Consider the following 26,151-nt stretch of genomic DNA (forward strand, 5'->3'; position numbering starts at 1 on the left):
GCGTTGGGACAGGCGGATAACTCCGCACATTAAAGCAAGAGAGGACGCAGACCATGGAACTCACCGCAGGTCTCGTTTGGCTCCTGGTCGCCTCAGCACTCGTGCTGTTCATGACCCCGGGCCTGGCATTCTTCTACGGCGGCATGACTCGCGCCAAATCAGCTCTGAACATGATGATGATGAGCTTCGTCGCCATAGGAACCGTCGGCATCATGTGGGTCCTGTGGGGCGCCTCGATGGCCACGAGCAACGAAGACAACTTCTTCCAGATCTTCGCGAACCCGTTCAGCCACTTCGGGCTGCACAACTTCACGGACCCCGCTGATCTGCTCAAGGTGGGCTACGCCGCCACCTTCGCCATCATCACCGTGGCACTGATCTCGGGTGCGGTCGCCGACCGTGCGAAGTTCTCGGCCTGGGTCATCTTCACGCCCATCTGGGCCACCCTCGTTTACGCGCCGCTGGCCTTCATGGTCTGGGGCGGAGGACTCTTCTCCAAGGATGGCTGGTTCGGCCAGACCTTTGCTCCGGTGATCGACTTCGCCGGCGGCACCGTGGTCCACATCAATGCCGGCGTGGCCGGCCTCATCCTGGTCCTGATCATCGGCAACCGCAAGGGCTTCGGAAAAGACCCGAACCACCGCCCGCACAACATCCCGTTCGTCATGCTTGGTGCTGCAATCCTCTGGTTCGGCTGGTTCGGGTTCAACGCCGGAGCCGCAGCGACGGTTGAGCAGGCCGGCCTCATTTGGATCAACACCCTCGCAGCCCCCGCCGCCGCCATGCTCGGCTGGCTCGCTGTCGAACGCTTCCGTGACGGCCACCCCACCTCGCTGGGTGCCGCCTCAGGTGTGGTCGCCGGCCTGGTCGCGATCACCCCCGCCTGCGCCAACGTTTCCCCGCTGGGCGCCATTGCCCTCGGTGTCGTCGCAGGCGTTGCATCTGCCCTCGCTGTGGGCCTCAAGTTCAAGTTCGGTTACGACGACTCCCTGGATGTCGTCGGTGTCCACCTTGTCTCCGGTGTCGTCGGTACAGTCGCAATCGGCGTCCTGGCCACCCCGACCCAGGGAACGGCCGGTCTGTTCTATGGCGGAGGCACCAGCCAGCTCGTCGCCCAGACCTTGGCGGCACTGCTGTCCATCATCTTCACGGCTGTGATGACCTTCATCATCGCCTACCCCATCCACAAGACCATGGGCTTCCGCGTTTCGCAGGAGCAGGAGGCCGTGGGTGTTGACCTGAGCCTGCACGCTGAAACGGCCTACGAGTTTGGTGTCGGCGGCCATGGCGGAAGCTTCCAGCCGCTGCACGAACTGATCACGGGCAAGGGATTCTCCGAGGACGGCGTTCCCGCCGGTAGCAGGACTGGTGCCGGGACCGACGCCAAGAGCACCGAGTCGGCAACGGGCAAGGAAAGCGTGGGCGCATGAAACTGATTACAGCAATCGTCAGGCCGGAGAAGCTCGAGTCGATCCGGGAAGGCCTGGAGGCATATGGCGTCCAGGGACTGACGGTCAGCGCGGCCAGCGGCTACGGCCGGCAGCGCGGGTACACGGAGGTTTACCGCGGAGCTGAATACAACGTGGACCTCCTGCCCAAGATCCGGGTAGAGGTGCTGGCCACCGACGAGCAGGCAGATGACATCCTCGACGTCATCATCGCCAGCTCCAACACCGGACGTGCAGGCGACGGCAAAGTCTGGACCGTGGATGTTTTTGAAGCGGTCAGGGTCCGCACCGGCGAACGCGGCGTAGCGGCAATCTAGAGCCGGCAGCACGCGCCGGAGGCAAAGAACAGCAGGCAAAGAACAGCAGGCAAAGACCAGCAGGCAAAGACCCAAAAGTGCGGGCAGGAAACCTTCCAGGTTTCCTGCCCGCACTTTCTGCTTTCAGCCCTTGCCTGCATTACTCAGCGGAGGACTCGGACCACCGGTCCGGACCGGACGAACCGGCGTCGTACTCCTCAAGCGGGACGGCATCCCGCGACCAGGCCTTGAGGACCGGTTCAACAATCCGCCAGCAGTCCTCGGCGGTGTCGCCTCGGACCGACAGCAGGGGATCGCCGGTGAGGACGCCTTCCAGCACTTCGCCGTACGGCAACAGGTCGGAGGCGTTCAGCTGGGCATTAAGCGTGGTGCGGTCAAGGCTGAAGATGTCACCGGGACCGTTCACATCGACGTCGAGCTCCAGCGTGTCCGGGCCGAAACCGATCCGGAGCTGGTTGGGAATGTCAACGCCGGTGAAACCCTTGGGCAGGTGCGGCACGGGCCTGAAGGTCACCACGGCTACTTTCCGCTGGTCGCCCAGGGCCTTGCCGGACCGCAGGATGAAGGGCACGCCTTTCCACCGCCAGTTGTCGATGTCCACCCGGACTTCGGCAAGCGTTTCGGTGTTCCTGCCCGAGTCCACGCCTTCCTCGTTGACGTAGTCGGGGACTTGCCGGCCCTTGATGTTTCCGGCCGTGTAACGGGCGCGCCGGGTGCTGGTCTCGTAGGGTGCCTTGATGCTGCTGGCCCGGAGGACGGCTGCGATGGCATCGCGGAGGTCCCGCTCCCCGATGGTGGCGGGCGGTTCAATTGCCATCAGTGCCATGATCTGCAGGAGGTGGCTCTGGATCATGTCCCGCAGGGCACCGGCGCCGTCGTAATAGCGTGCGCGGCCTTCGAGGGCCAGATCCTCGTCGAAGATGATCTCCACTCTGGCGACATGCTCGCGGTTCCAGACAGGCTCCAGGAAGTTGTTGGCGAAGCGAAGTCCCAGGATGTTCAGGACGGTGGCCTTGCCCAGGAAGTGGTCCACGCGGTGGATATGGTCTTCCGGGACCAGGGTCAGGAGCGTCCGGTTGAGTTCCCGCGCTGACTCCTCACCGGAGCCGAACGGCTTCTCCATGACCAGCCGTGTCCCGTCCGGAACCTGGCCGGGGTGAAGTACCTCGCAGGCCTTCTGGCTGACATGCGGGGGCAGGGCGAAGTAGACGGCCACGGGACCCTCAAGCTCCGCCAGCAGGGCTGCGAGCGGGCCGTCAGCGGTGACATCCAGCTGGTGGTACACGGTGTCCTTCTCGACGGCGGCCAGGGCCTCCGCTCCGGCGGTGCCGGACGTTCCCGCGTCCGCGAACGCTGAGCGGACCCGGTCCCGCCACTCCTCGGGCGTCCAGGGATCGGATCCCGCGCCCACCAGTTTGAGGCCGGGGGCTCCGCCGGTTGCCACCAGCCGGGCGAGTCCGGGAAGCAGGAGCCGTCCTGTGAGGTCGCCGGAAGCGCCAAGAATCAGCAAGGTCTTTACAGTGGTTTGACTGGTCACCGTGCCAGCATGCCATCTTGCAGGCCCGTCTTGGTACCCTAGATAGTCGAGTCCCGTTGTCAAGGCAGTTGGCGTTTGTCAGCAACAGCCAAGACGCTGGTGTGCCGAAGGGCCGCCATCCGTAGATCCACTGAAAGAAGTGCACGGCGCGTGTTCAATTCACTCTCTGACCGGTTGACAGCAACCTTCAAGAATCTCCGTGGCAAGGGCCGCCTGACCGAGGCCGACGTCGATGCCACCGTCCGTGAGATCCGTCGCGCCCTCCTGGATGCTGACGTCGCCGTATCGGTGGTCCGCGAATTCACGGGCCGCGTGCGTGAACGTGCCCTGGGCGCAGAGGTCTCGGGGGCGCTGAACCCGAGCCAGCAGATCGTCAAAATCGTCAACGAGGAACTCGTCGAAATCCTCGGCGGTGAGACCCGGCGCATCCGGCTGGCCAAGACCGGGCCCACCATCATCATGCTTGCCGGCCTCCAGGGCGCCGGCAAGACCACCCTCGCCGGCAAGCTGTCCAAGTGGCTGAAGTCCCAGGGCCACAGCCCCATCCTGGTAGCCTGCGACCTCCAGCGCCCCAACGCCGTCACCCAGCTCCAGGTCGTGGGCAAGCGCGCAGGCGTGCCGGTCTTCGCCCCGCACCCCGGCGCCACATCCGAACTCGACCATCCTGCCGGCGATCCTGTCGCCGTCGCCCGCGCCGGGGTTGAGGAGGCACGCCAGAAGCTCCACGACGTCGTCATCGTGGACACCGCCGGCCGACTCGGTGTGGACGCCGAGATGATGGAGCAGGCGCGGCAGATCCGCCGGGCCATCGTGCCCAATGAAGTGCTGTTCGTGATCGACTCGATGATCGGCCAGGACGCCGTCAACACGGCCCTCGCGTTTGATGAGGGAGTCAACTTCACCGGTATCGTGCTGTCAAAGCTCGACGGCGACGCCCGGGGCGGGGCTGCGCTTTCCGTTGCGTCTGTGACCGGCAAGCCCGTGATGTTTGCTTCCACCGGCGAAGGCGTTGACGACTTCGAGCTCTTCCACCCGGATCGGATGGCTTCACGCATCCTGGACATGGGCGATGTCCTCACCCTGATCGAGCAGGCCGAGAAGAACTGGGACAAGGACGAAGCAGCCCGGATGGCGAAGAAGTTCGCTGACCAGGAAGACTTCACCCTGGACGACTTCCTCGCCCAGATGCAGCAGATCCGCAACATGGGTTCCATGAAAAAGATGCTGATGATGATGCCGGGCGCGCAAAACATCCGCCAGCAGCTTGAGCAGTTCGACGAACGCGAGATCGACCGCGTGGAGGCCATCGTCCGGTCCATGACGCCGCATGAGCGCGTTGCTCCCAAGATCATCAACGGCTCCCGGCGTGCACGCATTGCCCGCGGATCGGGTGTTCACGTCTCCGAGGTCAACGGCCTGCTGGAACGCTTCGCGCAGGCCCAGAAGATGATGAAGAAGATGGCTCAGGGCGGCGGCATGCCTGGAATCCCGGGCATGCCGGGTATGGGCGGTCCTGGTGGCGGCAACGGCCGGAAGGGCGCCAAGAACGCGCCGAAGAAGAAGGCCCGTTCGGGCAACCCGGCCAAGGCCGCCCAGGAACTCCGGGAGGCTGAGGCCCGCCGCGCCGGCGCTGCCAAGGCACTTCCCACCGGTGCCGCCTTCGGCCAGCAGTCCGGTGACTTTGATCCTTCCGAGCTCAACCTGCCCAAGGGGTTCGACAAGTTCCTCGGCAAGTAGTCACCACGGTCGGAACCGTGGAATAGGGTTGGGTCATGTTCAAGCAGAGGGTAGTGTTCGTCCACGGCGCCGGAAGCTTCGGCGCGGCGGCCTGGCCCCGCCAGCACGGGATGGCACTGGCTTATGACGCGCTGTTCCTGCGCCGGCACGGCTTTGACCCTGTGGCTGACCCCGCGGAATCCTCCTTCGCCGAAGATGCCGCGATCATCCTGCGCTCCCTGGCGGACGATGGCCGGGGGGCCGCCGGCGGTCACGTCGTCGCCCATTCCCAGGGCGCCATCTCGGCCATGATGGCCGCAGTCGAACGCCCCGACCTGGTGTTTTCCCTGACACTGGTGGAACCGGCCTGCCTGTCGCTGACGGCCGAGCTGCCGGCCACGGCGGCGCACCGCACCCTGATGCAGCCGCTCTTTGATGCCAGGCATCAGCTAGGCGATGAGGACTTCCAGCGGGAATTCCTCCGCCGCGTGTTCGCAGCGGTCCCGCATGAGCCCTCCACTCCGGAGGAAAAACGCTCGGCGCGGCGGCTGAGGCTGCAGTCCCCGCCCTGGGAGGCTCCGCTGCATATCGTCCCGGGCGTGCCCACCCTGGTCCTGACTGGGGGCTGGGAACCGCTGTACGAGGAAATCGCAGGCTACCTGCGCGAAACCGGTGCCCTGCACCGCGTTGCTGCGGGAGGGCACCGGCCCCAGGATACTGCCGAGGGCGACCGCGCCATCCGTTCCTTCATCGGCGAAGTCAGCCGCGGGCAGTCATCCCGGGCCTCCTGACTCGCTTCTGCCGCGCCTGCCCGGGTCCCGCTAGCGCGCCGCCGGCACTTCCAGGTCGGGCAGGTACACCTTGCCGCCGGCGGCGAGGAACTCCTGGCTTTTTTCGCGCATCCCGGCGGCCATCTCCGCCAGGGCTGCCTGTGATTCCGCCGAGCCGTATTCATCCCGGATGTCCTGGCTGATCCGCATGGAACAGAACTTGGGCCCGCACATGGAGCAGAAATGAGCCGTCTTGGCAGGTTCGGCCGGCAGGGTCTCGTCGTGGAAGGCCTCTGCGGTGACCGGATCCAGGGACAAGGCGAACTGGTCACGCCAGCGGAACTCGAAGCGGGCTTTTGACAGGGCGTCGTCGCGTTCGTACGCACCTGGGTGGCCCTTGGCAAGGTCGGCAGCGTGGGCGGCTATCTTGTACGTGATCACGCCTGTCTTGACGTCGTCCTTATTGGGCAGGCCCAGGTGCTCCTTCGGAGTGACGTAGCAGAGCATCGCGGTGCCGTAGCGCGCAATCTCGGTCGCGCCGATGGCCGAGGTGATGTGGTCATAGCCGGGAGCCACGTCGGTCACCAAGGGGCCCAGGGTGTAGAACGGCGCGCCCTTGCAGAGCTCCTGCTGCCGCTCCACGTTTTCGCGGACCAGGTGGAAGGGCACGTGGCCGGGCCCTTCCACCATGACCTGCACGTCGAACTCCCAGGCGCGCTGCGTCAGTTCAGCAAGGGTGTCCAACTCGGCGAACTGCGCAGCATCGTTGGCATCCGCCGTGGCTCCGGGCCGCAGCCCGTCACCCAGTGAGAACGCGACATCGTACTTGCCGAAGATTTCACAGAGCTCGTCAAAGTGGGTGTAGAGGAAGTTTTCCTGGTGGTGGGCGAGGCACCAGCCGGCCATGATGGAGCCGCCGCGGGACACGATGCCAGTCACGCGGTTGGCTGTCAGCGGAACGTACCGCAGCAGCACCCCGGCGTGGATTGTCATGTAGTCCACTCCTTGCTCGCACTGCTCAATGACTGTGTCCCGGAAGATCTCCCACGTGAGCCTGTTTGCCTCGCCGTTGACCTTCTCCAGCGCCTGGTAGATGGGAACCGTGCCGATCGGCACAGGGGAGTTGCGGATGATCCATTCCCGGGTGGTGTGGATGTCATCGCCGGTGGAAAGGTCCATCACCGTGTCGGCCCCCCATTGCGTGGCCCACTGCAGCTTGTCGACTTCCTCGGCGATGGAACTGGTGACGGCGGAGTTGCCGATGTTCGCGTTGATCTTCACCAGGAAGGCCTTGCCGATGATCATCGGCTCGGACTCAGGATGGTTGATGTTGTTGGGGATGATGGCCCGGCCCGCCGCGACTTCGCTGCGGACCAGCTCCACATCGCAGTTTTCACGGAGGGCAACGAACTTCATCTCCGGAGTGACCATGCCCTGCCGGGCGTAGTGCATCTGCGTCACGGTCCGGCCCTCAACGGCGCGGCGGGGCACCGGCTGTGCCCCCTTCCACTCCGCGGACGCTGCGCCGCGACGGACTGCAGACCGGCCGTCGTCGAGCAGGTTCCGCTCCCGGCCGCCGTACGGCTCCGTATCCCCGCGCGTTTCAATCCATTCAGAACGGAACGGGCTGAGGCCGACTACCGGATCGCTTCCGGGGCCTGCTGTCCGGTACACCTGGAAAGGAGCGTTCGCCAGGCCGTTCGGCGAGGGCTCCAGGGCGATTTCCGTTACCGGGACCCTGATTCCCGCCGCTTCATCGCTGATGAAGGCCAGCGAATGGGACTTCAGCGACTGCGTCTCGGCAGGACCCGATTCAGCGGGGCGGGTTTCATTTTGGGCAGGGATCAGCTGTTTTTCTTGCGTATTCACGGAATACTCACTTCCTTCGCCGGCATTACCCGGACAGGTTCAACGGTCGCAGGCTGCGTCAGCCCGATCTCAGCCCCTGCAAGGGCACCCGTGTGGTCAAGACGAAGCTATCACGGCACCGACGGGAAAGTGACCTCCACAAGGGGCGGCCGAAACCCGGATTAGGCTGGCCCGATGGGTGAAATCATCGAATTCAGCGGAACAGTCCTTGCCGGGCCGGACCGGGAACGCCACGGAATGTGGTCGGTGGACGGCCGGCTGACCTTCCACCGTCCCGAGGCCACTCCGGACAGGATCCTGTCCGGCTGGGTGCTCCCGGGCTTTGCGGATGCCCATTGCCACATCGGCCTGGGGCCGCTCGGCGAGGTGGCCGATGAGGTAGCCGAAGAGCAGGCCCGCACCGACCTCAACGCCGGAACACTCCTGGTCCGGGACGCCGGCGCGGCGAGTGACACCCGCTGGCTGCAGCAGCGTCCCGGAATGCCAAGGATCATCCGCGCAGGCAGGCACATCGCCCGCACGCGCCGCTATCTGAAGAACTTTGCCATTGAAGTGGAACCGGACGGGCTGGTTGAGGCCGTCCGGAAACAGGCGCGGGCCGGCGACGGCTGGGTCAAGCTCGTGGGGGACTGGATCGACCGGGACATCGGCGACCTGGCGCCGTCCTTTCCAGCCGCCGTCGTGAAGGAAGCCGTGCAGGCGGCACACGACGAAGGGGCGCGGGTGACAGCCCACTGCTTCGCCGGGGAAACCCTGGACCAGATGCTGGATGCTGATATCGACTGCATTGAGCACGCAACAGGGCTGCTTCCCCGGCACGTTCCCCGGCTCGTGGAACAGGACGTCCCGATTGTCCCCACACTCATCAACATCGCCACCTTCCCGGACATTGCCCGCCAGGCTGAACCGAAGTTTCCCCGCTACGCCTCCCATATGCGTTCGCTCTGGGAACGACGGGAGGAGCGCGTGCTGGAAGCCTTTGAATCCGGGGTCCGCATTTACGCAGGCACCGACGCCGGAAGCGTGATCGGGCACGGCAGGATCGCGGATGAGATCCTTGCCTTGCACAGAGCCGGCCTGCCCACGGTTGCCGCCCTTGATGCCGCCTGCTGGGGCGCACGTGAATGGCTGCGCGCGGACGGCCTGGCGGAAGGCGCGCCGGCGGACGTTGTGCTCTGCCGCGAGGACCCGCGGAAGCTGTTGTCAACCGTTTCCAGGCTCCAGCACGTGGTGCTGGGCGGGCACCTGGTCCCGCCGGGGACCTCGAACCCGAATCGGCCTGGACACTTGGAATAAATTGAAGCTTCAACTACTTTTATAAGTAGAGGCCTCGAACCAAGAAGGCCACTGGACCGGGAGCGTTCAATGACTGCAGGACCCAACAGCCAGGATCTTCTTCCTGCCGGACTCACCATGGGCACGGTGATGCTCAAGGTGGGTGACATGAAACTGATGACCGACTACTACCAGCGGGCGCTGGGGCTGGAGATCGTTGCCGAGCAGGACGGCGGCCTCTACTTTGGCAGGCTCGGCAGGCCCTTGGTCCACCTGGCGCCGGCCACCGGGCTTAGCCTCCCAGGCAGGGGTGAAGCCGGGCTCTTCCACACCGCCCTGCTGTTTGAGGACCAGGCGTCGCTGGCTGCCACCGTTGCCACCGCCGCACAGTATGAGCCGAGGTCGTTCACCGGCAGTGCCGACCACCTCGTGAGCGAGGCGTTCTACTTCACGGACCCGGAAGGCAACGGGGTCGAGCTGTACTATGACCGTCCGCGGGAACGCTGGTCGTGGAACGGCAAGGATGTGGTGATGGACAGCCTGGCGCTGCCGCCCCAGCGCTACCTGGAGGAGCATCTGACCCAGGAGTCTGTGGACGGCCAGCGGGGGAGCGAAGCAGGCGTGGGCCACGTCCATCTGCAGGTGGGTGACGTACAGTCCGCCCATGACTTCTACGTGCGCACGCTGGGATTTGAAAAGACCGCGGGCTGGCACGGGCAGGCGCTGTTCGTTTCGGCCGGGCGCTACCACCATCACATGGCCATGAATGTGTGGAACAGCCGCGGCGCAGGTCCCCGCAAGGACACGCTCGGACTGGGCGAGGTGCTCATCGAAGTCCCCGTCGGTGACGACGTCGGCGCGCTCGCCGACCGCCTGAAGGTCGCCGGAGTTCCGGCGCACCACACCGGTGCCGAGCTGCGTTTCGAGGATCCCTGGCGCAACCGCATCCGTGTCGCTGCCCGCTGAGCCAGTGCGGTTCCCCCGTGCGTTAGGCTGATTCCGAACGGCCGGGGCGGTCCTATTTGTCGCCTTTCAGCGCCGCACCGTCGACGGAATGAGGGCGATTCCCATGGGCTTCACCGAAATCTTTGTTGCAACCCACGACGCCGCCTTGAAGCGCGCGGGCCTCCTGGACGAGGGAGGCTCATCGGCGGGCTCGCCGTCAGGACAGGCCCTGCGGATTCCCGGAGTTAGTGATTTTGAAATCGAACAGCTGGGCGACCTCGCAGGGGCTGCCGTCCACGCCGGCGGTGCAGACTACGAACTTGCCATGGTGGACGTGGCGAGCGACTCGCTGCTGGGAGTTCCCCCCGCGATGGTCCGGGCGCTGGCCGAACTGCTCAGCTACGAAACCGAGGGCGAAGGCAACGTGCTGGATGATGTGGCGGAGCGGTGGGCCGCCCAGGACGACATGCCTTTCGGAGCCGATGAAGCCCGGAAGTACGTGCAGCAGCTGGCTGAGCTGGCGGCCGGAATCGACGACGCGGAGCGCACCGGACTCTACGTCTGGTCCTCCTGAGCCTCCGTACCGGTGTTGGCTGGCGTCGCCGCGAGGCCTGCGGCGCGTGTCAAGTCGAAATCCCGGCGCCGATCTGGCACAATAAACAGGTACTCGATCTGCGTGGCCCCTCTCTCCGCGTCCGGATCCTGTCCTTCGAACCCTCAAGTATGGCCCGCCCCACGGGTGCAGAACGCCGGGTTCACCCCCTTTTCTGAAACAGGAGTGACCACAAAAGTGGCCGTAAAGATTCGCCTTAAGCGCTTTGGCAAAATGCGCGCACCGTACTACCGCATCGTCGTCGCGGACTCACGCACCAAGCGTGACGGCCGGGCCATCGAAGAGATCGGCAAGTACCACCCCACCGAAGAGCCCTCATACATCGAGGTTAACTCCGACCGTGCACAGTACTGGCTCTCCGTCGGCGCGCAGCCGTCGGAGCAGGTTGCCGCGATCCTCAAGATCACCGGTGACTGGCAGAAGTTCAAGGGTCTCCCGGGCCAGGAAGGCACCCTGAAGACCAAGGCTCCGAAGGCTGCCTTTGTTGCCCCCGAGAAGGGTTCCGTGATCATCCCGGAAGCCATCACCAAGAAGGCAAAGCAGTCTGACGCAGCCGAGGCCCCGGCCGACGCCGAAGCAGAGACCACCGAGGCTGAGTAAATTGCTGGCAGAAGCGCTCGAACACCTAGTCCGCGGAATCGTTGATTCCCCGGAGGATGTCAAGGTCAGCTCGAAGAACAACCGCCGCGGGGATACCCTCGAGGTTCGCGTTCATCAGGATGACCTGGGACGGGTGATCGGCCGCCAGGGCCGCACTGCACGTGCTCTGCGCACTGTGGTGGCAGCACTGGCAGACGGCGAGCCGGTCAGGGTCGACGTCGTCGATACCGATCGCCGCCGCTAAGCGCCCGGCAATATCAGTTTTTGCTCCGGCCCCTCCACCCGCAGGTGGAGGGGCCGGAGTGCTTTCAGCAACAGCGCAAATCTTGCAAGACGGGAAACAGAGGAACAGATGCAGCTCCAGGTGGCACGAATCGGCAAACCCCACGGAATCCGCGGGGAAGTCACGGTCCAGGTATTAACGGATGCCCCGGCCGACCGGTTCGTTCCGGGGACAGAGTTTGTGGTCGAGCCCGCCTCCGTCGGGCCCCTGACCGTCGACAGCGCGCGCTGGAACAAGGACATCCTCCTGCTTGGGTTCGACGGCATTGAAACCCGGAACCAGGCCGAGACCCTCCGCGGCGCCAAGCTGTTCATCGAGACCGAAGAGCTGGACGAGGACGACGACGAAGGCTGGTACGAGCACGAGCTGGTCGGCCTCGAAGCTCGAGTCGGCTCCCGTGTGGTTGGCAAGGTTTCCGGCCTCCACACCCTGCCCGTGCAGGACCTCCTGGTGGTGGAGACGCCCGACGGCAAGGAAATCCTGATCCCGTTCGTGGAACAGATTGTTCCCGAGGTCAACATTGACGAAGGGTTTGTCCTGGTAACTCCGCCGGAGGGCCTCTTCGAAGTCAACGCCGACGACGCCGATGCCGAGGACCGCGGCGAGACCCCCGGACCCGAGGATAGGGCCTAAATGCGCATCGACGTCGTCAGTATCTTTCCGGAGTATCTGGCGCCCCTGGAACTGTCCCTCATCGGCAAGGCCCGTCAGGACGGCCTGCTCGACCTGCACGTTCACGACCTCCGCGACTTCACCACGGACAAGCACCGCTCGGTGGATGACACGCCCTACGGTGGCGGCGCGGGCATGGTGATGAAGGCTGAACCCTGGGCGCAGGCACTCGCGTCGGTGGCTGAAGCCCGCGGAGTGCAGGACTCCAAACCCGTCCTTATTGTTCCGTCGCCTGCAGGGGAGCGCTTCAACCAGGCGCTGGCCTACGAGCTCGCGGAGGAGGACCAGCTCGTTTTTGCGTGCGGCCGCTACGAGGGCATCGACGAGCGGGTTATCGAATGGGCTGAGGAGCATTTCACGGTGCGGCCCGTAAGCCTTGGAGACTACGTCCTGAACGGTGGCGAAGTTGCCGTGCTGGCCATGGTGGAAGCCATCGGCAGGCTGCTGCCTGGAGTCGTGGGCAACCCCGAATCCCTGGTGGAGGAATCCCATTCAGACGGGCTCCTGGAATATCCCGTCTATACCAAGCCGGCGAGTTGGCGGGACCGCGACGTGCCGGCGGTTCTGCTGAGCGGCAACCACGGAAAGATCGCGCAGTGGCGCCGCCACGAGCAGTACCGGCGGACGGCGGAACGCCGCCCGGACCTGCTGGAGTCGCTCGACGCGGGGACGCTGCCCCGTGCCGACCGGACCGTTCTCGCCGACCTAGGGTACGACGTCGTCGACGGGCAATTGCATCAGCGCGGGGACGGCGGAGGCCAGGCGCCCGCCTGAAGTAAGCGCTAATCTCGCGGGTAATTAGCTGTCTGCCTCCGAGTGTGGCAAAATTAACCCTTGTGTCTGCTGGGTTCGCACCTGCCACAGGGGGAGCGCAACCAACAGCCGGGCAACCCGGTGCCGTCAGCCAGTGACGGGACCGGACCAAACACTTTCGGCAGCAATTTTCGGTGCGTACTGCGCGTCCGGGCCTGGCCGCCGTGACCCAAAGTGAATGACCTGTGGCGTTCACCAGGAGTGCAATTATGCATATTCTCGATTCTGTAGATGCAGCCTCGCTGCGCACCGATGTTCCCGCGTTCCGCGCAGGTGACACCCTCAAGGTTCACGTGAACATCATCGAAGGCAAGAACACCCGTGTGCAGGTATTCCAGGGCTTCGTCCTGGGCCGCCAGGGTGACGGCATCCGCGAGACCTTCACGGTCCGCAAGGTCTCCTTCGGTGTCGGTGTGGAGCGTACCTTCCCGGTTCACTCCCCGATCATCGAAAAGATCGAACTCGTCACCAAGGGTGACGTGCGCCGCGCCAAGCTTTACTACATGCGTGCACTGCGCGGCAAGGCTGCGAAGATCAGGGAGAAGCGCGACTTCTCCACCGCCAAGTAAGTCTTCAAAGACCTACACGGCAGGCCCCAGCTGTATCAGGCCCCGCGCCGAAGCCATTCGCAACAGCGCCCCAGGATACGGATCATGGACCAGACAGAACGCCAGCCCAAAAGAATGGGCTGGCGTTTTGTGTTCCTGGCCCTGCTGATGGCCATCGCGATCAGCGGCCTTGTCCGCTCTCTGTGGCTGGATGTGTATTACATTCCGTCCGAGTCCATGGAACCGACCCTGGAAGGCGGGGACCGCATCCTGGTTTCCCGGACCGACTTCCAGTCGGACCCCATCCGCCGCGGGGACATTGTTGTCTTCGACGGACGCGGCACCTTCGCCCCCCTCAACAGCGGCAAGGGACCGCTCGCTGATGCAGGGGCGGCAGCCGGACAATGGCTCGGCCTGGCGGGCAGCGACACCACGTACGTCAAGCGGGTCATCGGACTTCCCGGAGACAAAGTTGTCTGCTGCGACGCGGCCGGACACGTCACAGTTAATGGTGAGCCGCTTGATGAGCCCTACCTATTCCCCGGTGATGCCGCGAGCAAGCAGGCCTTCAGTGCTATTGTGCCCGAAGGCAGGCTGTGGCTGCTCGGAGACCACCGGTCGTTGTCCGCCGATTCCCGCAGCCTCCTCGGCGCCCCGGGCGGCGGCATGGTGCCGGTTGACAGGGTAATCGGCCGGCCGGTCCAGATCATCTGGCCGCTTGATAGATTTGCAGCAGTACCACGGCCGGCAGCGGCAGGACCAACAACGGAGGACGGACAGTAGATGCCCGAGAACCATGCAGGGACACCTGATCCGCACCTTGACGGGGCAGGTAAACCAACAGCGCCGCCGGTTGCCGACGCGACAGCCCTCACTGCCGTCCCCGAAGAAACAGGCGCCGCTCCGGCGGCACCAGCTTCGCTGAGACGATCTGCCGCCCCGGAAGGAAAAGCCGCCGCCCCGCCGGCGCCAGTATCGGGACGGCGCTCCGCCGCCCCCCATCCCGAGGCCTCGGCCGTAAGCCCGCTGTTTCTCTGGCTGAAGGAAGTCGCCACGGTAGTGGTGATCGCCGTTGTTCTGTCATTCCTGATCAAGACCTTCCTGTTCCGGGCGTTCTGGATTCCGTCCGAATCGATGGTCAATACGCTTGATATAGATGACCGCATCTTCGTCAACCTCCTCGTCCCCGAACCGTTTGCTCTTTCCCGCGGGGACGTGGTGGTTTTCCGGGACACCAAGGGCTGGCTGCCGCCAGTTCAGGAAAAGCCCGCCGGCCCCTTCACCTGGGTGCAGCAAGGGCTGATCTTCGTAGGACTGTTGCCGGACAACTCCGAGCAGCACCTCGTCAAGCGCGTCATCGGGTTGCCCGGCGACCACGTGATCTGCTGCGATGCCGGCGGTAAACTGACCATCAACGGATCCGCCATTGACGAAACGTATGTGAACCACGCTGAGACCCCGCTGATCCGCGCCTTCGATGTTGTTGTTCCGCAAGGAAAGGTCTGGGTCATGGGGGACAACAGGAACCACTCCGCCGATTCACGCTCCCATCTGGAAACCAACGGCGGGTTTATCGACCTCCCGGACGTTGAAGGCAAGGCGGCTGTCATCGCCTGGCCGCTGAACCGGATCACCGCCCTGGATAACTATCCGGACGTGTTCCGGAACGTGCCGCCGGCAGGCTAGCCATGCCCTCAGCTGTACCAGTCACCGCTGCCAAATCGGCCGGGCGCCCGGCCACAGGGGTACGCTCCAAAGCTCCCACGCTGCGCCATGAACGGACGTTCAAAGCCCTAGGCGCCCGATACCTGGCAGGCGTCGACGAAGTGGGCAGGGGTGCCCTCGCGGGGCCGGTGAGTGTCGGGATCGCCGTCGTGGATCTTGAGAAACAGAAGCCGCTCGCGGGCGTCCGGGATAGCAAGCTGCTCAATCCTGCCGAACGGGAGCGTCTGGAGCCGCTGGTCCGCAAGTGGAGCGTGGCCTCTGCCGTGGGCCACGCCAGTGCGGCAGAAATCGACGCGCTGGGCATCATCGCCGCCCTGCGCCTTGCGGGCACGCGCGCCTGGTTCGACATCCTCGCCTCAGGCGTCACACCGGACCTTGTGCTCCTGGACGGGAGCCACAACTGGCTCTCGCCTGCCGCGCAGCCTTCCCTGTTTGACGATGCAGCCTCCGAACCAGGATGCGACGCCCCCGTTCACACGCGCATCAAGGCCGACATGCAGTGCTTGAGCGTCGCTGCGGCCAGTGTGATCGCCAAAGTGGAACGCGACCAGCGGATGTGCGAGCTTCACGCCGAATACCCGGATTTCGGCTGGAACCTGAACAAGGGGTATGCCACGGTATTCCACCGCGACGTGTTGCGGGCCGCCGGACCCACGCCCTACCACCGCGTGAGCTGGAACCTCCTGGGCGGCGAACTCGTCGATGACCTTGACGGCGAACTCTGATTTCAGCTGCAGTCCGTGGCGCCCGGGGTGCGGTGGATGGTGCAAGATGGAAGCATGAGCGCTGAGGATCTTGAAAACTATGAAACCGACATGGAGCTTCAGCTCTACCGTGAATACCGCGATGTTGTCGGGCTCTTCAGCTACGTTGTCGAGACGGAACGCCGGTTCTACCTGGCCAACCACGTTGACCTGCAGGCGCGCAGTGCCGACGGCGAAGTCTACTTCGACCTCACGCTGCAGGACGCCTGGGTCTGGGACGTCTACCGCTCAGCCCGGTTCGTTAAGAGTGTGCGCGTCCTGACGTTCAAGGACGTCAACGTGGAGGAGCTTCCACGCAACGAGGAACTGGCGCTGCCCAAGGACGTTGACCTCGGCAACTGATGCAGCCGGGACCCGCGGGCACTCCGGCTGTCCGGCACGCCATGGCCTGGACTCCTCCTCCACACGCCTGGGCCGTAGCCGGATTACCCACATAGGGACATAGCTCCCTGTCCTTCGCGTTCCTGCCCCTGCAGGCTGATTGCGGAGGTGGACATGAAATCCAAAGACCTGTTGGGCCGGCGCGGGGAAGAGCTCGCTGCCGGATACCTTGAATCACTGGGCATGCTGGTGGTGGAACGCAATTGGCGCTGCCCCGAGGGTGAGATCGACATTGTGGCCCTGGACGGCGATGCCCTGGTCATAGCGGAGGTGAAGACCCGCCGTTCCCTCGACTACGGGCATCCTTTTGAGGCTGTGGGGCCGGACAAGCTGGCACGTCTGCACCGGCTCGGGTCCGCCTGGTGCCGGGACCGGGAGCTGCGGATGCCACTGCGCCGCGTGGACGTGATCGCCGTGCTGGACGACGGCGCCGGCGAACCCCTGCTGGAACACCTCAAGGGGGTGGGGTAAGTGGCTTTGGGCCGGACCTACTCGGTCGCCCTCGTAGGGCTGAACGGCTACATTGTGGAAGTCGAGGCTGACATCGGGCAGACACTTCCCGCGTTTGTGATCCTGGGCCTGCCGGATGCAGCCCTGAATGAGGCTAAGGAGCGGATCCGCTCCGCAGCGAAAAACTCAGGGATCCCGCTGAGCCGGAGGAAGATCACCGCGAACCTCATCCCGGCCTCCCTGCCCAAGCGGGGCTCCGGGTTCGATCTGGCCGTCACGATGGCAGTGCTGCGGGCCGCGAATGACATCAGGCCCACAGAGCGGACGGTCTTCATCGCCGAACTGGGGCTGGACGGGCGGCTTCGGCCGGTGCGGGGGATTCTTCCAGCAGTCATGGCAGCCGTGCAGGCGGGCTACTCCAAGGTCGTGGTGGCTCAGGCCAACCTGGCGGAGGCATCCCTCGTTCCCGGTGCCGACGTCGCGGGCTACCGCACACTGGCCCGGCTGGCCCTCGATTTCGGCGCCGACCCGCAGGAACTCGCGCTGGACTTTGACCCCGAGGATGAGGCGGATCACGGGGATGCCTCAGCTGGTCACATGAGCGTGCCGGATATGGCCGACGTCTCAGGCCAGGGCGACGCACGGCGCGCGCTGGAGGTTGCCGCGGCCGGGGCACACCATCTTCTTCTGACCGGGCCGCCCGGCGCCGGGAAGACCATGCTGGCGGAGAGACTGCCCGGGTTGCTGCCGGACTTGGCTGACAACGAAGCCATGGAAGTCACGGCCATCCATTCACTGTGCGGCCTTCCGTCCTCCGCCGTCCAGTTACTGCGGCGTCCGCCCTTCGAAAACCCGCATCACTCGGCCACAGCCGCCGCCATCATTGGAGGAGGCTCAGGGTTGCCCCGTCCCGGTGCCGCATCCCGGGCGCACCGTGGCGTGCTTTTCCTGGACGAGGCTCCCGAATACGAACGACGTGTCCTGGACGCCCTCCGCCAGCCGCTGGAGAGCGGGGAACTGGTGATCCACCGTTCCGCCGGCACCGCAGCCTATCCAGCCCGTTTCCAGCTGGTCCTTGCCGCGAACCCGTGCCCCTGCGGCAAGGCTTCGGGGAAGGGGCTCGACTGCACCTGTACCCCTATGATGCGCCGCCGGTATCTCGCCAGGATGTCCGGCCCGCTGCTGGACCGCGTGGATATCCAGCTCCAGGTGGAGCGCGTCTCCCTGGCGGACTTTGGCCAGGCGGGTTCGGAGGAGGACACCGCTTCCGTCGCACTACGCGTAAGTGATGCCCGCCGCCGCCAGACGGAGCGCCTCATGTCCCTTGGCCTGGAAACCAATTCGCAGGTGCCGGGCAGGATCCTGCGCGGCGAACTTCGGCTCCCCGCAACGGCCACAAGGATCCTTGACCATTCACTGGAGCGCGGAGTGCTCACTGCCCGGGGCTACGACCGGGTGCTCCGGCTGGCCTGGACCCTGGCCGATCTCGCGCAGCGGGAGAGACCGGACACCAACGACGTCGGACAGGCGCTGAGCCTCCGGCAGGCTGCCTCGGCAGCGGCATGAAGGGCAGACCCATGGACAACGAACGGATCGCCCGCGCTGCCCTTTCGCGGCTGATGGAGCCGCAGGACGCTGCCGGCCTTGCCCTGGTGCAGGCCGCAGGCGCAGTGGACGCGCTGAGGATCGCCACCGGCCAGCTGGCTCCGGGGCCGGCCTTGGAGCGGGAGATCACGGAACTGCTGGCGGGCATCGGCGGCTCGACGGGCTGGGGCGGAATGGCCGCGGCACTCAAGCGCTGGGCACCGCGGATTCCCGACCTCGCACCGGAGCGTGACCTGGCCACCATGGCGCGTCTGGGTGGCAGGCTGATCGTACCCTCAGACGGGCTGTGGCCCGCCCAGCTCGCAGACCTGGGCATCCACGAACCTATCTGCCTGTGGTGGCGCGGCCTGGAACAGCAACTGCCCGGAGCCTCCAGCTGCGTGGCACTGGTGGGGTCCCGGGACAGCACCAGCTATGGCGCCTCCGTGACAGGCGACCTCGGTTATTCACTGGCCCAGCGTGGCTTCACCGTGGTGTCCGGAGGCGCCTACGGTATCGATGCCCACGCCCACCGGGCCGCCCTGGCCGGGGGATCGGGGGCGGTGCCGACCATCGCTGTCATGGCCGGCGGCGTGGACAGGTTCTACCCGTCCGGCAACGAGGACCTCCTGCGTGCGGTCTGCAACCAGGGAGCCGTCATAGCAGAGGTACCGCCTGGGTCGGCGCCTACCCGCTACAGGTTCCTACAGCGGAACAGACTCATTGCCGCCCTGTCCGCCGTAACAGTGGTGGTGGAAGCCCGTTGGCGCTCCGGGGCGCTGAACACGGCCCACCACGCAGAAACCCTGGGGCGGGCGGTAGGGGCCGTTCCCGGGTCCGTGCACAGTGCCAACTCGGCAGGATGCCATCGCCTGCTTCGGGAAGGAGGCGCCGTCTGCGTTACCGACGCCGCAGAAATCGCCGAGCTGGCGGCGCCCAGCGGTGAAGCACTCACCGAGCCCAGAACGGGTCCAGGGGCTGTCCATGACGGGCTGACCCTGGAGGACCTGATCCTGCTGGATGCCCTCCCGCTGAGGTCTACAAGTTCCGTGGATAAACTTTGCGCCGTCGCCGGGCTCGGCGCGGAATCCGTCCGTGCCGGACTGGGCAGGCTCGGGCTGCTGGGGCTTGCGGCCGCGGAGAGGGGAGGATGGAAGCGGGCCAGGGAATCTTCCTGAGATGGGTATCCGTCGGATTCATGCAGCGGACGTGTCAGTTGCATGATTACAGGCAGAATGCTGCGAAGGTAGGAATGTGGACAATCAGGAACTGCCTCCGGCGTTGGAAGAGGCGATCCGCAATTTCGGCAGGTATCTCGAAAGTGAGCGCGCCAGATCGGCCCACACCCTGCGGGCCTACCTGGCGGACCTCCGAAGCCTTCTGGCGTACGCCGCCTCCGAAGGCATCACTGATCTGCCCGGACTCGAGCTGGGAACCCTCCGGCGCTGGCTGGGGGCACAGAGCCAGGCGGGAATGTCCCGCTCCACCCTGGCCCGGCGGTCGGCCACGGCCCGGTCCTTCACCACGTGGGCCATGCGGGAGGAGATCATTCACACCGACCCGGCACTGCGGCTCCGGGCTCCTCGGACCGAAAAGTCGCTGCCAGGGGTGCTCCAGCCCCAGCAGGTCGCCAGGATGCTTGGCGGCCTGGCTGAGGAGGCCGCGGAGGGATCGCCGCTGGCCGTACGAAACCGCGCCATGGTGGAGCTCCTGTACGCCACCGGTTTGCGCGTCGGGGAACTGGCGGGGATGGACGTGGATGACCTCAACCCGGACCGCCGAACCCTGCGCGTGGTCGGCAAGGGCAACAAGGAACGCACTGTTCCCTACGGTGTCCCCGCTGCGGTCGCCGTCGACGACTGGCTCCGCCGGGGAAGGCCGCTGCTCGCCAAGGAGGGCAGCGGGCCCGCACTGTTCCTGGGCTCCCGGGGCAACAGGGTTGACCAGCGCCAGGTCCGGGCCGTCGTCAGGGGCCTGCTGGAGGCATTGGGGGATACCTCCGCCACAGGGCCGCACGCCCTCCGCCACTCGGCAGCAACGCATCTACTGGATGGAGGCGCGGACCTCCGGGCAGTCCAGGAAATCCTGGGACATAGCAGCCTGGCCACCACCCAGATTTACACCCACGTATCAGTGGACCGGCTCCGGAAGAGCTACCAGCAGGCGCATCCACGCGCCTGAACCGCGGGTGCATCATGACAGTGGGCACAGAATGACAGTGGGCGCATCATGACAGTGGGCACGGCTCCTGTCATGCGGGACGGGAAAGCCGCTCACATTCCTCCCACAACCGCTTCCGTGCCTGCGGATCCGAACCCATCCCGGGGGTCGGCAGCTCTTTGCGCTTAGCCCAGAACCTACCCGAGACCCCTGCCGCCTCAGGGGAAGTAGCCAGCCAGACTGGGGTGTCGGCGGCCTTATCGGCGGAGGCACCGAAGGTATTTGTGAGCAGCCGGAACGGTCCGCCCACGTCCTGCAGGAGCGCGGTGTCCTTAACGAGGCCCGGGTGGACGGCATTGACCACCACGCCCGTCCCGCGCAGGCGCTCCGCGAACTCCTGGGTGAGGAGAACGCGGGCGAGCATCGTAGGGGGCGTCGAGCGCATGAAGCTGTATTTGCCCTTGGCAGTCTGCAGGTCGTCGAAGTCGAGCTTCGTGGACCAGGGTCCGTTCGAATACCTGGAGGCGATGTTGACGATCCGCGACGCCCCCGATCTTCCCGGGTTCAGTTCGGCGCGTTCGGAGTCTGTGCCTTGCGCTGCGCCCTTCTTGAGCGCATCCAAGAGCAGGTTCGTGAGGAGGAAGTAACTCATCACGTTGGTGGCGAACGTGAGCTCCAGACCGTCGGCCGTCACATGGCGCTCCTTGCGGAACACGCCAGCGGCATTGACCAGCACGTCCAGCCTGTCGTGGCGGGAAAGGAACTCATGCCCGGCGGTGCGAATGGATGCCTGGCTGGAGAGGTCGCACGTTAGCGGCTCCAGTTTCGCCCCGGGGACGGACGCACGAACGTCCCGCAGAGCGTCTTCGACTCGAGCCTGTGAGCGTCCAACAACCACCACCGTCCCGCCTTCGCGTGCCAGCGCCGCAGCGATCGCTTTTCCGAGTCCACCGGTGGAGCCCGTCACGAGCGCCACTCGACCATCCATTGACGTCACGGCCGTCGACCAGCCATGAAAGGGCCGACGATCACTAGTGATCCACAAAGCAGTGGTGATCCACAAAACCGAATTCGCATACCCGCCATGGCAGTCATGGTACATCCGGCGTCATGAGAAAGCCCGCGCATGGTGACCGGGGTAATTGCACTGGCGTAATTAGGCGGCGTACGGCACAATAAGAGTCACGTCCGGCAACTTTCAAGTGTCGCTTGAAGCTCTATGCTTCGCCCGTCATGGCTAGTCCGGACACAGCTTAATAGACAGTCAGGGATCAGAGCCGTGAGGGAGACGGCGCAGGACAGTTCCATCCAGGCAGAGGTCGTTGGGGAAGACGTACCTACAGCTATGGAGGATGGAATGTCTGTTGCAATGACCCGCGGTGTGTTGTTCGTGCACTCGGCCCCGACTGCACTGTGCCCGCATGTGGAGTGGGCCATCGGATCCGTCGTGGACAAGCGGACGGATCTTGAGTGGACCCCTCAGCCTGCCGCGCCCGGGATGTTCCGGGCCGAGCTCTCCTGGACGGGCACTCCGGGGACAGGTTCGCAGCTTGCCTCCGCCCTCCGCGGCTGGGCGCACCTCCGCTATGAGGTCACCGAGGAACCGAGCCAGGGCGTCGATGGTGGCCGATGGTCGCACACCCCTGAGCTTGGGATCTTTCATGCCGTAACGGACGTCCACGGCAACATCATGGTGTCAGAGGACAGGATCCGCTACGCCTACGAGTCCGGCGCGGGGGATCCCTCCGCCGTCTACCATGAGCTGTCCCTCGCGCTCGGAGAGGCCTGGGACGAAGAGCTCGAGCCGTTCCGGCATGCTGCCGAGGGTGCTCCGGTGCGCTGGCTGCACCAGGTGGTCTGACCGCCGTCGTTTTCCGGCCCCTGGCCGGGTGGCCACCACTGTAAGACTCCATAGCAAAAGAGGAGGCACCGCCAACCGGCGGTGCCTCCTCTTTGTGTGGGGTGCTAGACGCTGCGGACAGCGATCACGGCGTTGTGTCCGCCGAAGCCGAACGAGTTGCTCAGGGCCACGATGTGCCCGGCCGGCAGGTCACGCGCGGAGGTGACGACGTCGAGCGGGATCTCCGGATCCTGGTTTTCGAGGTTGATCGTGACCGGAGCTTTGCGTTCGTAGACAGCGAGTACCGTGAGGACGGCTTCCACAGCGCCCGAGGCACCCAGAAGGTGGCCCATCTGGGACTTCGTGGCCGAGACTGCCACATGGTCGATATGGCTGCCCAGGGCGGCACGCAGCGCGGTGTACTCCGGCTTGTCACCCACGGGAGTGGAGGTGGCATGCGCATTGACGTGCACCACGTCTTCGGCCTGGATCCGGCCATCGAACATGGCAGCTTTGAGCGCCCGGGTTGCGCCGAGGCCTTCGGGGTCCGGGGCCGTGATGTGGTACGCGTCCGCTGTGACCGACGTGCCGGCGAGTTCGCCATAGATGCGGGCGCCGCGTGCAAGGGCATGCTCCTCGGCCTCGAGGACCAGCGCACCGGCGCCTTCGCCCATGACAAAGCCGTCACGGCCGAGGTCGTACGGACGCGAAGCGCCCTGCGGATCATCATTGCGGCGGGAGAGTGCCTGCATCGAGGCGAACGCCGCGAGGGGCATCGGGTGGATGGCTGCCTCGGCGCCACCGCACATGACGACGTCGGCCTTGCCCGAGCGGATCATGTCCAGGCCGAGGTGAAGGGCTTCCGTTCCGGAAGCGCAGGCTGAAACGGGGGTGTGCGCGCCGGCACGGGCGCCGAGGTCAAGGCTGACGGCCGCCGCGACGCCGTTAGGCATCAGCATGGGCACAGTCATGGGCAGAACGCGCCGCGGTCCCTTTTCCTTCAGGGTGTCCCACGCGTCCAGGAGGGTCCAGACGCCGCCGATGCCGGTGGCGAAGGCAACAGCCAGGCGGTCGTGGTCGATTTCCGTGATGCCGGAGTCCGCCCAGGCCTCACGGGAGGCGATCACGCCGAACTGGGTGGACGGATCCATCCGCTTGGCCTCGACGCGGCCCAGGACATCGAGGGCGGGAGTGCTGCACCGTGCGGCGAAGTGGACCGGAAGTTCATACTTGGCAACCCAGTCGTCTTCCAGGGTGCGGGCACCGGAGACCCCCTTAAGCGCGTTCTTCCACATAGTGGGTACGTCGCCGCCGATGGGCGTGGTGGCACCCAGACCGGTAATGACTACTTTGCGTGTCATGGGATCACTCTCTGTCGGTGGGCAGGCCGTATCCGGTTGCTTCCGGCGGTCCCGCGTGTGGGGTGTGCGGCATCTGGCTGCCGGGGTGGATGCGGTGGACTGCCGGCCCGGTGAAAATCGGCACCGGCAGTCCAGCCGGCCGTAAGTGGCCGGGGCCCGAATTAGGCCTGTGCGCCGGCGATGAAGCTGACGGCGTCGCCGACGGTCTTGAGGTTCTTGACCTCTTCGTCGGGGATGCGCACGCCGAACTTCTCTTCAGCGTTGACCACGATTGTCATCATCGAGATGGAGTCGATGTCCAGGTCCTCAGTGAAGGACTTGTCCGGCTCGACAGCCTCCGGGGCCAGGCCGGTCTCTTCGTTGACGATTTCAGCCAAGCCGGCCAGGATCTCTTCGTTGCTAGCCATTGATGGCTCCTTTTCTTGTTATTGCCGGCGGGGGCTGCCGGAAACGGTGCAGACCGCGGATGCGGTCTGTGTGGGGCGTTCCTAAGGAAGGACGATTACCTGGGCGCCGAAGACCAGGCCGGCGCCGAAGCCGATCTGGAGCGCCAGGCCGCCGCTGAGTCCGGGGTTTTCCTGGAGCAGGCGGTGGGTGGCAAGGGGGATGGAGGCGGCTGAGGTGTTTCCCGCGTCGGCGATATCCCGGGCAACTGTAACGGTTTCGGGAAGCTGCAGCTTCTTAACCATCTCATCGATGATGCGCATGTTTGCCTGGTGGGGGATGAAAGCCACGAGCTCCTCGGCCCGGATCCCGGCGGCGTCGAGAGCCTGCTGGGCGACCTTGGCCATTTCCCACACCGCCCAGCGGAAGACCGTCTGGCCGTCCTGGCGGAGGGTGGGCCAGAGGTCCTGCGCCGCGGAAATGATGGCCTGGTCGTCTGACTCGTCGGCCTGACGGGCGGAGGTGCTGAGGTCGCGCACATCAAGCATGGAGCGTGTCATGCCGATGGCATCCCACTTGCTGCCGTCCGAGCCCCACACGGACGGGCCGATTCCCGGAGTGTCCGAGGGGCCGATCACCACGGCGCCGGCGCCGTCACCGAGCAGGAATGAGATGGTCCGCTCATGGTTGTCGATGACGTCGGAGAGCTTTTCGGCTCCAACCACCAGGACGTAGTCGGCGGCACCTGAGCGGACCAGCGCGTCGCCCTGTGCAATGCCGTAGCAGTACCCGGCGCAGGCGGCCGAGATGTCAAAGGCCGGGGCCGGAGTGGCGCCGATGCGGTCGGCCAGGCTGGCGGCCGCCGACGGTGTTGCATAGGGATGCGTCACCGTGGAGACGATGACTGCCCCCAGCTGGGAAGCCTCGATTCCTGCCTTCTGGAGTGCCTCCCGCGCCGCACCTTCAGCCATGTCAATGACGCTGACTTCGGCAGGGGCCCGGTGGCGGGTAATGATGCCGGTGCGCTGGCGGATCCATTCGTCCGAGGAATCGATCCACTGGCAGACGTCGTCATTGGTGACGATGATTTCGGGCCGGTAGGCGCCGATGCCGAGGACCCGGGTGTTCTCGTTGACGGGGGCCTGTTTCAGTGTGGGAACGCTCATGCGTTTCCCTCCAATTCTGCGAAGAGTGCCAGGGCTGCAGCGAGGTCGTCCGGGGTTTTGACGGCGACCGTTTTCACGCCGGGCATCCCGCGCTTTGCCAGGCCGGCGAGGGTGCCCGCGGGGGCCAGTTCGATGACACCAGTGACGCCGCGCTCAACCAGCGACTCCATGCACAGATCCCAGCGCACGGGGCGGGAGACCTGGGCGATCAGGCTGTCGACGGCAGCGGCCCCGTCGATGACTTCCCGGCCGTCGAAGTTGGAGAGCAGCGGCACCTGCGGCTTCTGCGGCTTAAGCTCCGGCTTGAGAGCCTCCAGGGCGCTGACGGCAGGCGACATGTGGGCGGTGTGGAAAGCGCCGGCCACCTTGAGGGGAATAACGCGAGCTTTGGCCGGAGGATTGTCTGCCAGGGACTGAAGCTGTTCAAATGTTCCTGCGGCCACAGTCTGGCCCGCGCCATTCACATTTGCCGGCGTTGCGCCGGAGGCTTCGATTGCGGCCAGGACCTCGGCCGGATCCCCGCCCACCACCGCGCTCATGCCGGTCGGAGTGACGGCGGCTGCTGCGGCCATGCTGTTGGCACGTTCGCGGACGAAAGTCATGGCTTCCTGTTCGGTGAGGACCCCTGCGAGGGACGACGCCGTGATCTCACCCACGGAGTGCCCTGCAAGGACCACTGGCAGTGAGCTGAGCTCGACGTCGAACAAGGAGGCCGCCGCGACCAGGCCGGCCGCCACAATGAGGGGCTGCGCCACGGCAGTATCCTTGATGGTTTCCTCGTCCGAGGTGGTCCCGTGGGCGGTCAGGTCGATGCCTGCTATTTCGCTGAGGGAGGCCAGCTGGCCTGCTACCGAAGGCAGTTCCAGCCAGGGGGCCAGAAAACCCGGGGTCTGTGAGCCCTGTCCAGGGCAGACTATTGCAAGCACATCT

28 protein-coding genes and 1 riboswitch are annotated in these 26,151 nt (G+C 65.4%); of the genes, 21 read left to right on the plus strand and 7 right to left on the minus strand.

All coding sequences use genetic code 11. The features are described 5' to 3' along the window. The first annotated feature begins 53 nt into the window (after positions 1 to 53). Positions 54 to 1,430, plus strand: a complete 1,377-nt coding sequence (locus tag QFZ40_RS07370; RefSeq protein WP_306903647.1) for an ammonium transporter — start codon at positions 54 to 56, stop codon at positions 1,428 to 1,430. After that, the gene (locus QFZ40_RS07375) at positions 1,427 to 1,765 is read left to right on the plus strand and encodes a P-II family nitrogen regulator (protein WP_003806050.1); all 339 of its coding nucleotides are present in this window, start codon (positions 1,427 to 1,429) and stop codon (positions 1,763 to 1,765) included. The genes QFZ40_RS07370 and QFZ40_RS07375 overlap by 4 nt, the downstream gene beginning before the upstream one ends. Before the next feature lie 139 nt (positions 1,766 to 1,904). On the opposite strand, the gene QFZ40_RS07380 is transcribed toward QFZ40_RS07375, so the two are convergent. After that, positions 1,905 to 3,302, minus strand: a complete 1,398-nt coding sequence (locus QFZ40_RS07380; RefSeq protein ID WP_306903648.1) for a glucose-6-phosphate dehydrogenase — start codon at positions 3,300 to 3,302, stop codon at positions 1,905 to 1,907. 150 nt (positions 3,303 to 3,452) lie between these two features. On the opposite strand from QFZ40_RS07380, the gene ffh reads away from it, so the two are divergent. Together ffh and QFZ40_RS07390 are read left to right on the plus strand one after the other, a co-directional pair. Beyond that, positions 3,453 to 5,039, plus strand: a complete 1,587-nt coding sequence (ffh, locus tag QFZ40_RS07385) for a signal recognition particle protein (RefSeq protein ID WP_306903649.1) — start codon at positions 3,453 to 3,455, stop codon at positions 5,037 to 5,039. Positions 5,040 to 5,074: 35 nt separating this feature from the next. After that, on the plus strand, positions 5,075 to 5,809 hold the full coding sequence (locus QFZ40_RS07390) for an alpha/beta hydrolase (RefSeq protein WP_306903650.1): 735 nt from the start codon (positions 5,075 to 5,077) through the stop codon (positions 5,807 to 5,809). A gap of 30 nt (positions 5,810 to 5,839) precedes the next feature. On the opposite strand, the gene thiC is transcribed toward QFZ40_RS07390, so the two are convergent. Continuing rightward, positions 5,840 to 7,657: a phosphomethylpyrimidine synthase ThiC gene (gene thiC / locus QFZ40_RS07395; RefSeq protein WP_306903651.1), complete on the minus strand. Its 1,818-nt coding sequence runs from the start codon at positions 7,655 to 7,657 to the stop codon at positions 5,840 to 5,842. After that, a riboswitch (TPP riboswitch) is annotated at positions 7,652 to 7,759 on the minus strand. Its footprint overlaps the gene before it by 6 nt. A gap of 72 nt (positions 7,760 to 7,831) precedes the next feature. On the opposite strand from thiC, the gene QFZ40_RS07400 reads away from it, so the two are divergent. The 16 genes from QFZ40_RS07400 (at position 7,832) to QFZ40_RS07475 (ending at position 20,491) form a co-directional block, all read left to right on the plus strand. After that, positions 7,832 to 8,953 carry an amidohydrolase family protein gene (locus QFZ40_RS07400; RefSeq protein WP_306903652.1) on the plus strand — a complete coding sequence of 374 codons (1,122 nt, stop codon included), beginning with the start codon at positions 7,832 to 7,834 and terminating at the stop codon, positions 8,951 to 8,953. Positions 8,954 to 9,022: 69 nt separating this feature from the next. Then, on the plus strand, positions 9,023 to 9,898 hold the full coding sequence (locus tag QFZ40_RS07405; protein ID WP_306903653.1) for a VOC family protein: 876 nt from the start codon (positions 9,023 to 9,025) through the stop codon (positions 9,896 to 9,898). Positions 9,899 to 10,001: 103 nt separating this feature from the next. Further along, entirely contained in the window at positions 10,002 to 10,451 is a 450-nt protein-coding gene (locus tag QFZ40_RS07410; protein ID WP_306906857.1) for a hypothetical protein, read from the plus strand. Positions 10,452 to 10,667: 216 nt separating this feature from the next. Then, complete coding sequence (rpsP, locus tag QFZ40_RS07415; RefSeq protein ID WP_306903654.1) at positions 10,668 to 11,090, plus strand: 30S ribosomal protein S16; 423 nt, start codon at positions 10,668 to 10,670, stop codon at positions 11,088 to 11,090. Position 11,091: 1 nt separating this feature from the next. Beyond that, positions 11,092 to 11,334, plus strand: coding sequence for an RNA-binding protein (locus QFZ40_RS07420; protein ID WP_056349097.1), 243 nt, complete (start codon positions 11,092 to 11,094; stop codon positions 11,332 to 11,334). A gap of 108 nt (positions 11,335 to 11,442) precedes the next feature. Beyond that, positions 11,443 to 12,006, plus strand: coding sequence for a ribosome maturation factor RimM (gene rimM, locus QFZ40_RS07425; protein WP_306903655.1), 564 nt, complete (start codon positions 11,443 to 11,445; stop codon positions 12,004 to 12,006). Then, positions 12,007 to 12,819 (plus strand): tRNA (guanosine(37)-N1)-methyltransferase TrmD, encoded by an 813-nt coding sequence (gene trmD, locus QFZ40_RS07430; RefSeq protein WP_306903656.1) that lies wholly within the window; start codon positions 12,007 to 12,009, stop codon positions 12,817 to 12,819. Between the two features lie 248 nt (positions 12,820 to 13,067). Continuing rightward, positions 13,068 to 13,427 carry a 50S ribosomal protein L19 gene (gene rplS / locus QFZ40_RS07435; RefSeq protein ID WP_306903657.1) on the plus strand — a complete coding sequence of 120 codons (360 nt, stop codon included), beginning with the start codon at positions 13,068 to 13,070 and terminating at the stop codon, positions 13,425 to 13,427. A gap of 84 nt (positions 13,428 to 13,511) precedes the next feature. Beyond that, on the plus strand, positions 13,512 to 14,189 hold the full coding sequence (lepB, locus tag QFZ40_RS07440; RefSeq protein ID WP_306903658.1) for a signal peptidase I: 678 nt from the start codon (positions 13,512 to 13,514) through the stop codon (positions 14,187 to 14,189). Continuing rightward, positions 14,190 to 15,092, plus strand: coding sequence for a signal peptidase I (gene lepB, locus QFZ40_RS07445; protein ID WP_306903659.1), 903 nt, complete (start codon positions 14,190 to 14,192; stop codon positions 15,090 to 15,092). Between the two features lie 2 nt (positions 15,093 to 15,094). Beyond that, positions 15,095 to 15,856 (plus strand): ribonuclease HII, encoded by a 762-nt coding sequence (locus QFZ40_RS07450; RefSeq protein ID WP_306903661.1) that lies wholly within the window; start codon positions 15,095 to 15,097, stop codon positions 15,854 to 15,856. A 54-nt stretch (positions 15,857 to 15,910) separates the two neighbouring features. Further along, positions 15,911 to 16,237 (plus strand): DUF2469 domain-containing protein, encoded by a 327-nt coding sequence (locus QFZ40_RS07455; protein WP_056335405.1) that lies wholly within the window; start codon positions 15,911 to 15,913, stop codon positions 16,235 to 16,237. 153 nt (positions 16,238 to 16,390) lie between these two features. Then, positions 16,391 to 16,747 carry a YraN family protein gene (locus QFZ40_RS07460; protein ID WP_306903662.1) on the plus strand — a complete coding sequence of 119 codons (357 nt, stop codon included), beginning with the start codon at positions 16,391 to 16,393 and terminating at the stop codon, positions 16,745 to 16,747. Next, complete coding sequence (locus tag QFZ40_RS07465; protein WP_306903663.1) at positions 16,748 to 18,292, plus strand: YifB family Mg chelatase-like AAA ATPase; 1,545 nt, start codon at positions 16,748 to 16,750, stop codon at positions 18,290 to 18,292. An 11-nt stretch (positions 18,293 to 18,303) separates the two neighbouring features. Continuing rightward, the gene (dprA, locus tag QFZ40_RS07470) at positions 18,304 to 19,488 is read left to right on the plus strand and encodes a DNA-processing protein DprA (protein ID WP_306903664.1); all 1,185 of its coding nucleotides are present in this window, start codon (positions 18,304 to 18,306) and stop codon (positions 19,486 to 19,488) included. A 76-nt stretch (positions 19,489 to 19,564) separates the two neighbouring features. Next, a complete protein-coding gene (locus QFZ40_RS07475; protein WP_306903665.1) occupies positions 19,565 to 20,491 on the plus strand; it encodes a tyrosine recombinase XerC in 927 nt (308 codons plus the stop codon). Between the two features lie 70 nt (positions 20,492 to 20,561). Here QFZ40_RS07475 and QFZ40_RS07480 read toward each other — a convergent pair whose 3' ends face one another. Next, on the minus strand, positions 20,562 to 21,446 hold the full coding sequence (locus QFZ40_RS07480) for an SDR family NAD(P)-dependent oxidoreductase (RefSeq protein WP_306903666.1): 885 nt from the start codon (positions 21,444 to 21,446) through the stop codon (positions 20,562 to 20,564). A gap of 381 nt (positions 21,447 to 21,827) precedes the next feature. On the opposite strand from QFZ40_RS07480, the gene QFZ40_RS07485 reads away from it, so the two are divergent. Further along, positions 21,828 to 22,331, plus strand: coding sequence for a DUF3145 domain-containing protein (locus QFZ40_RS07485; RefSeq protein ID WP_306903667.1), 504 nt, complete (start codon positions 21,828 to 21,830; stop codon positions 22,329 to 22,331). A gap of 104 nt (positions 22,332 to 22,435) precedes the next feature. On the opposite strand, the gene QFZ40_RS07490 is transcribed toward QFZ40_RS07485, so the two are convergent. The 4 genes from QFZ40_RS07490 to QFZ40_RS07505 form a co-directional block, all read right to left on the minus strand. Beyond that, the gene (locus QFZ40_RS07490; protein WP_306903668.1) at positions 22,436 to 23,671 is read right to left on the minus strand and encodes a beta-ketoacyl-[acyl-carrier-protein] synthase family protein; all 1,236 of its coding nucleotides are present in this window, start codon (positions 23,669 to 23,671) and stop codon (positions 22,436 to 22,438) included. A 161-nt stretch (positions 23,672 to 23,832) separates the two neighbouring features. Then, positions 23,833 to 24,078, minus strand: a complete 246-nt coding sequence (locus QFZ40_RS07495; protein WP_306903669.1) for an acyl carrier protein — start codon at positions 24,076 to 24,078, stop codon at positions 23,833 to 23,835. A gap of 81 nt (positions 24,079 to 24,159) precedes the next feature. Continuing rightward, positions 24,160 to 25,221 (minus strand): beta-ketoacyl-ACP synthase III, encoded by a 1,062-nt coding sequence (locus QFZ40_RS07500; protein WP_306903670.1) that lies wholly within the window; start codon positions 25,219 to 25,221, stop codon positions 24,160 to 24,162. Further along, the gene (locus QFZ40_RS07505; RefSeq protein WP_306903671.1) at positions 25,218 to 26,147 is read right to left on the minus strand and encodes an ACP S-malonyltransferase; all 930 of its coding nucleotides are present in this window, start codon (positions 26,145 to 26,147) and stop codon (positions 25,218 to 25,220) included. The genes QFZ40_RS07500 and QFZ40_RS07505 overlap by 4 nt, the downstream gene beginning before the upstream one ends. Positions 26,148 to 26,151: the final 4 nt, after the last annotated feature.

The sequence above is a fragment of the Arthrobacter pascens genome (assembly GCF_030816475.1).
GTDB classification, from domain to species: domain Bacteria; phylum Actinomycetota; class Actinomycetes; order Actinomycetales; family Micrococcaceae; genus Arthrobacter; species Arthrobacter pascens_B.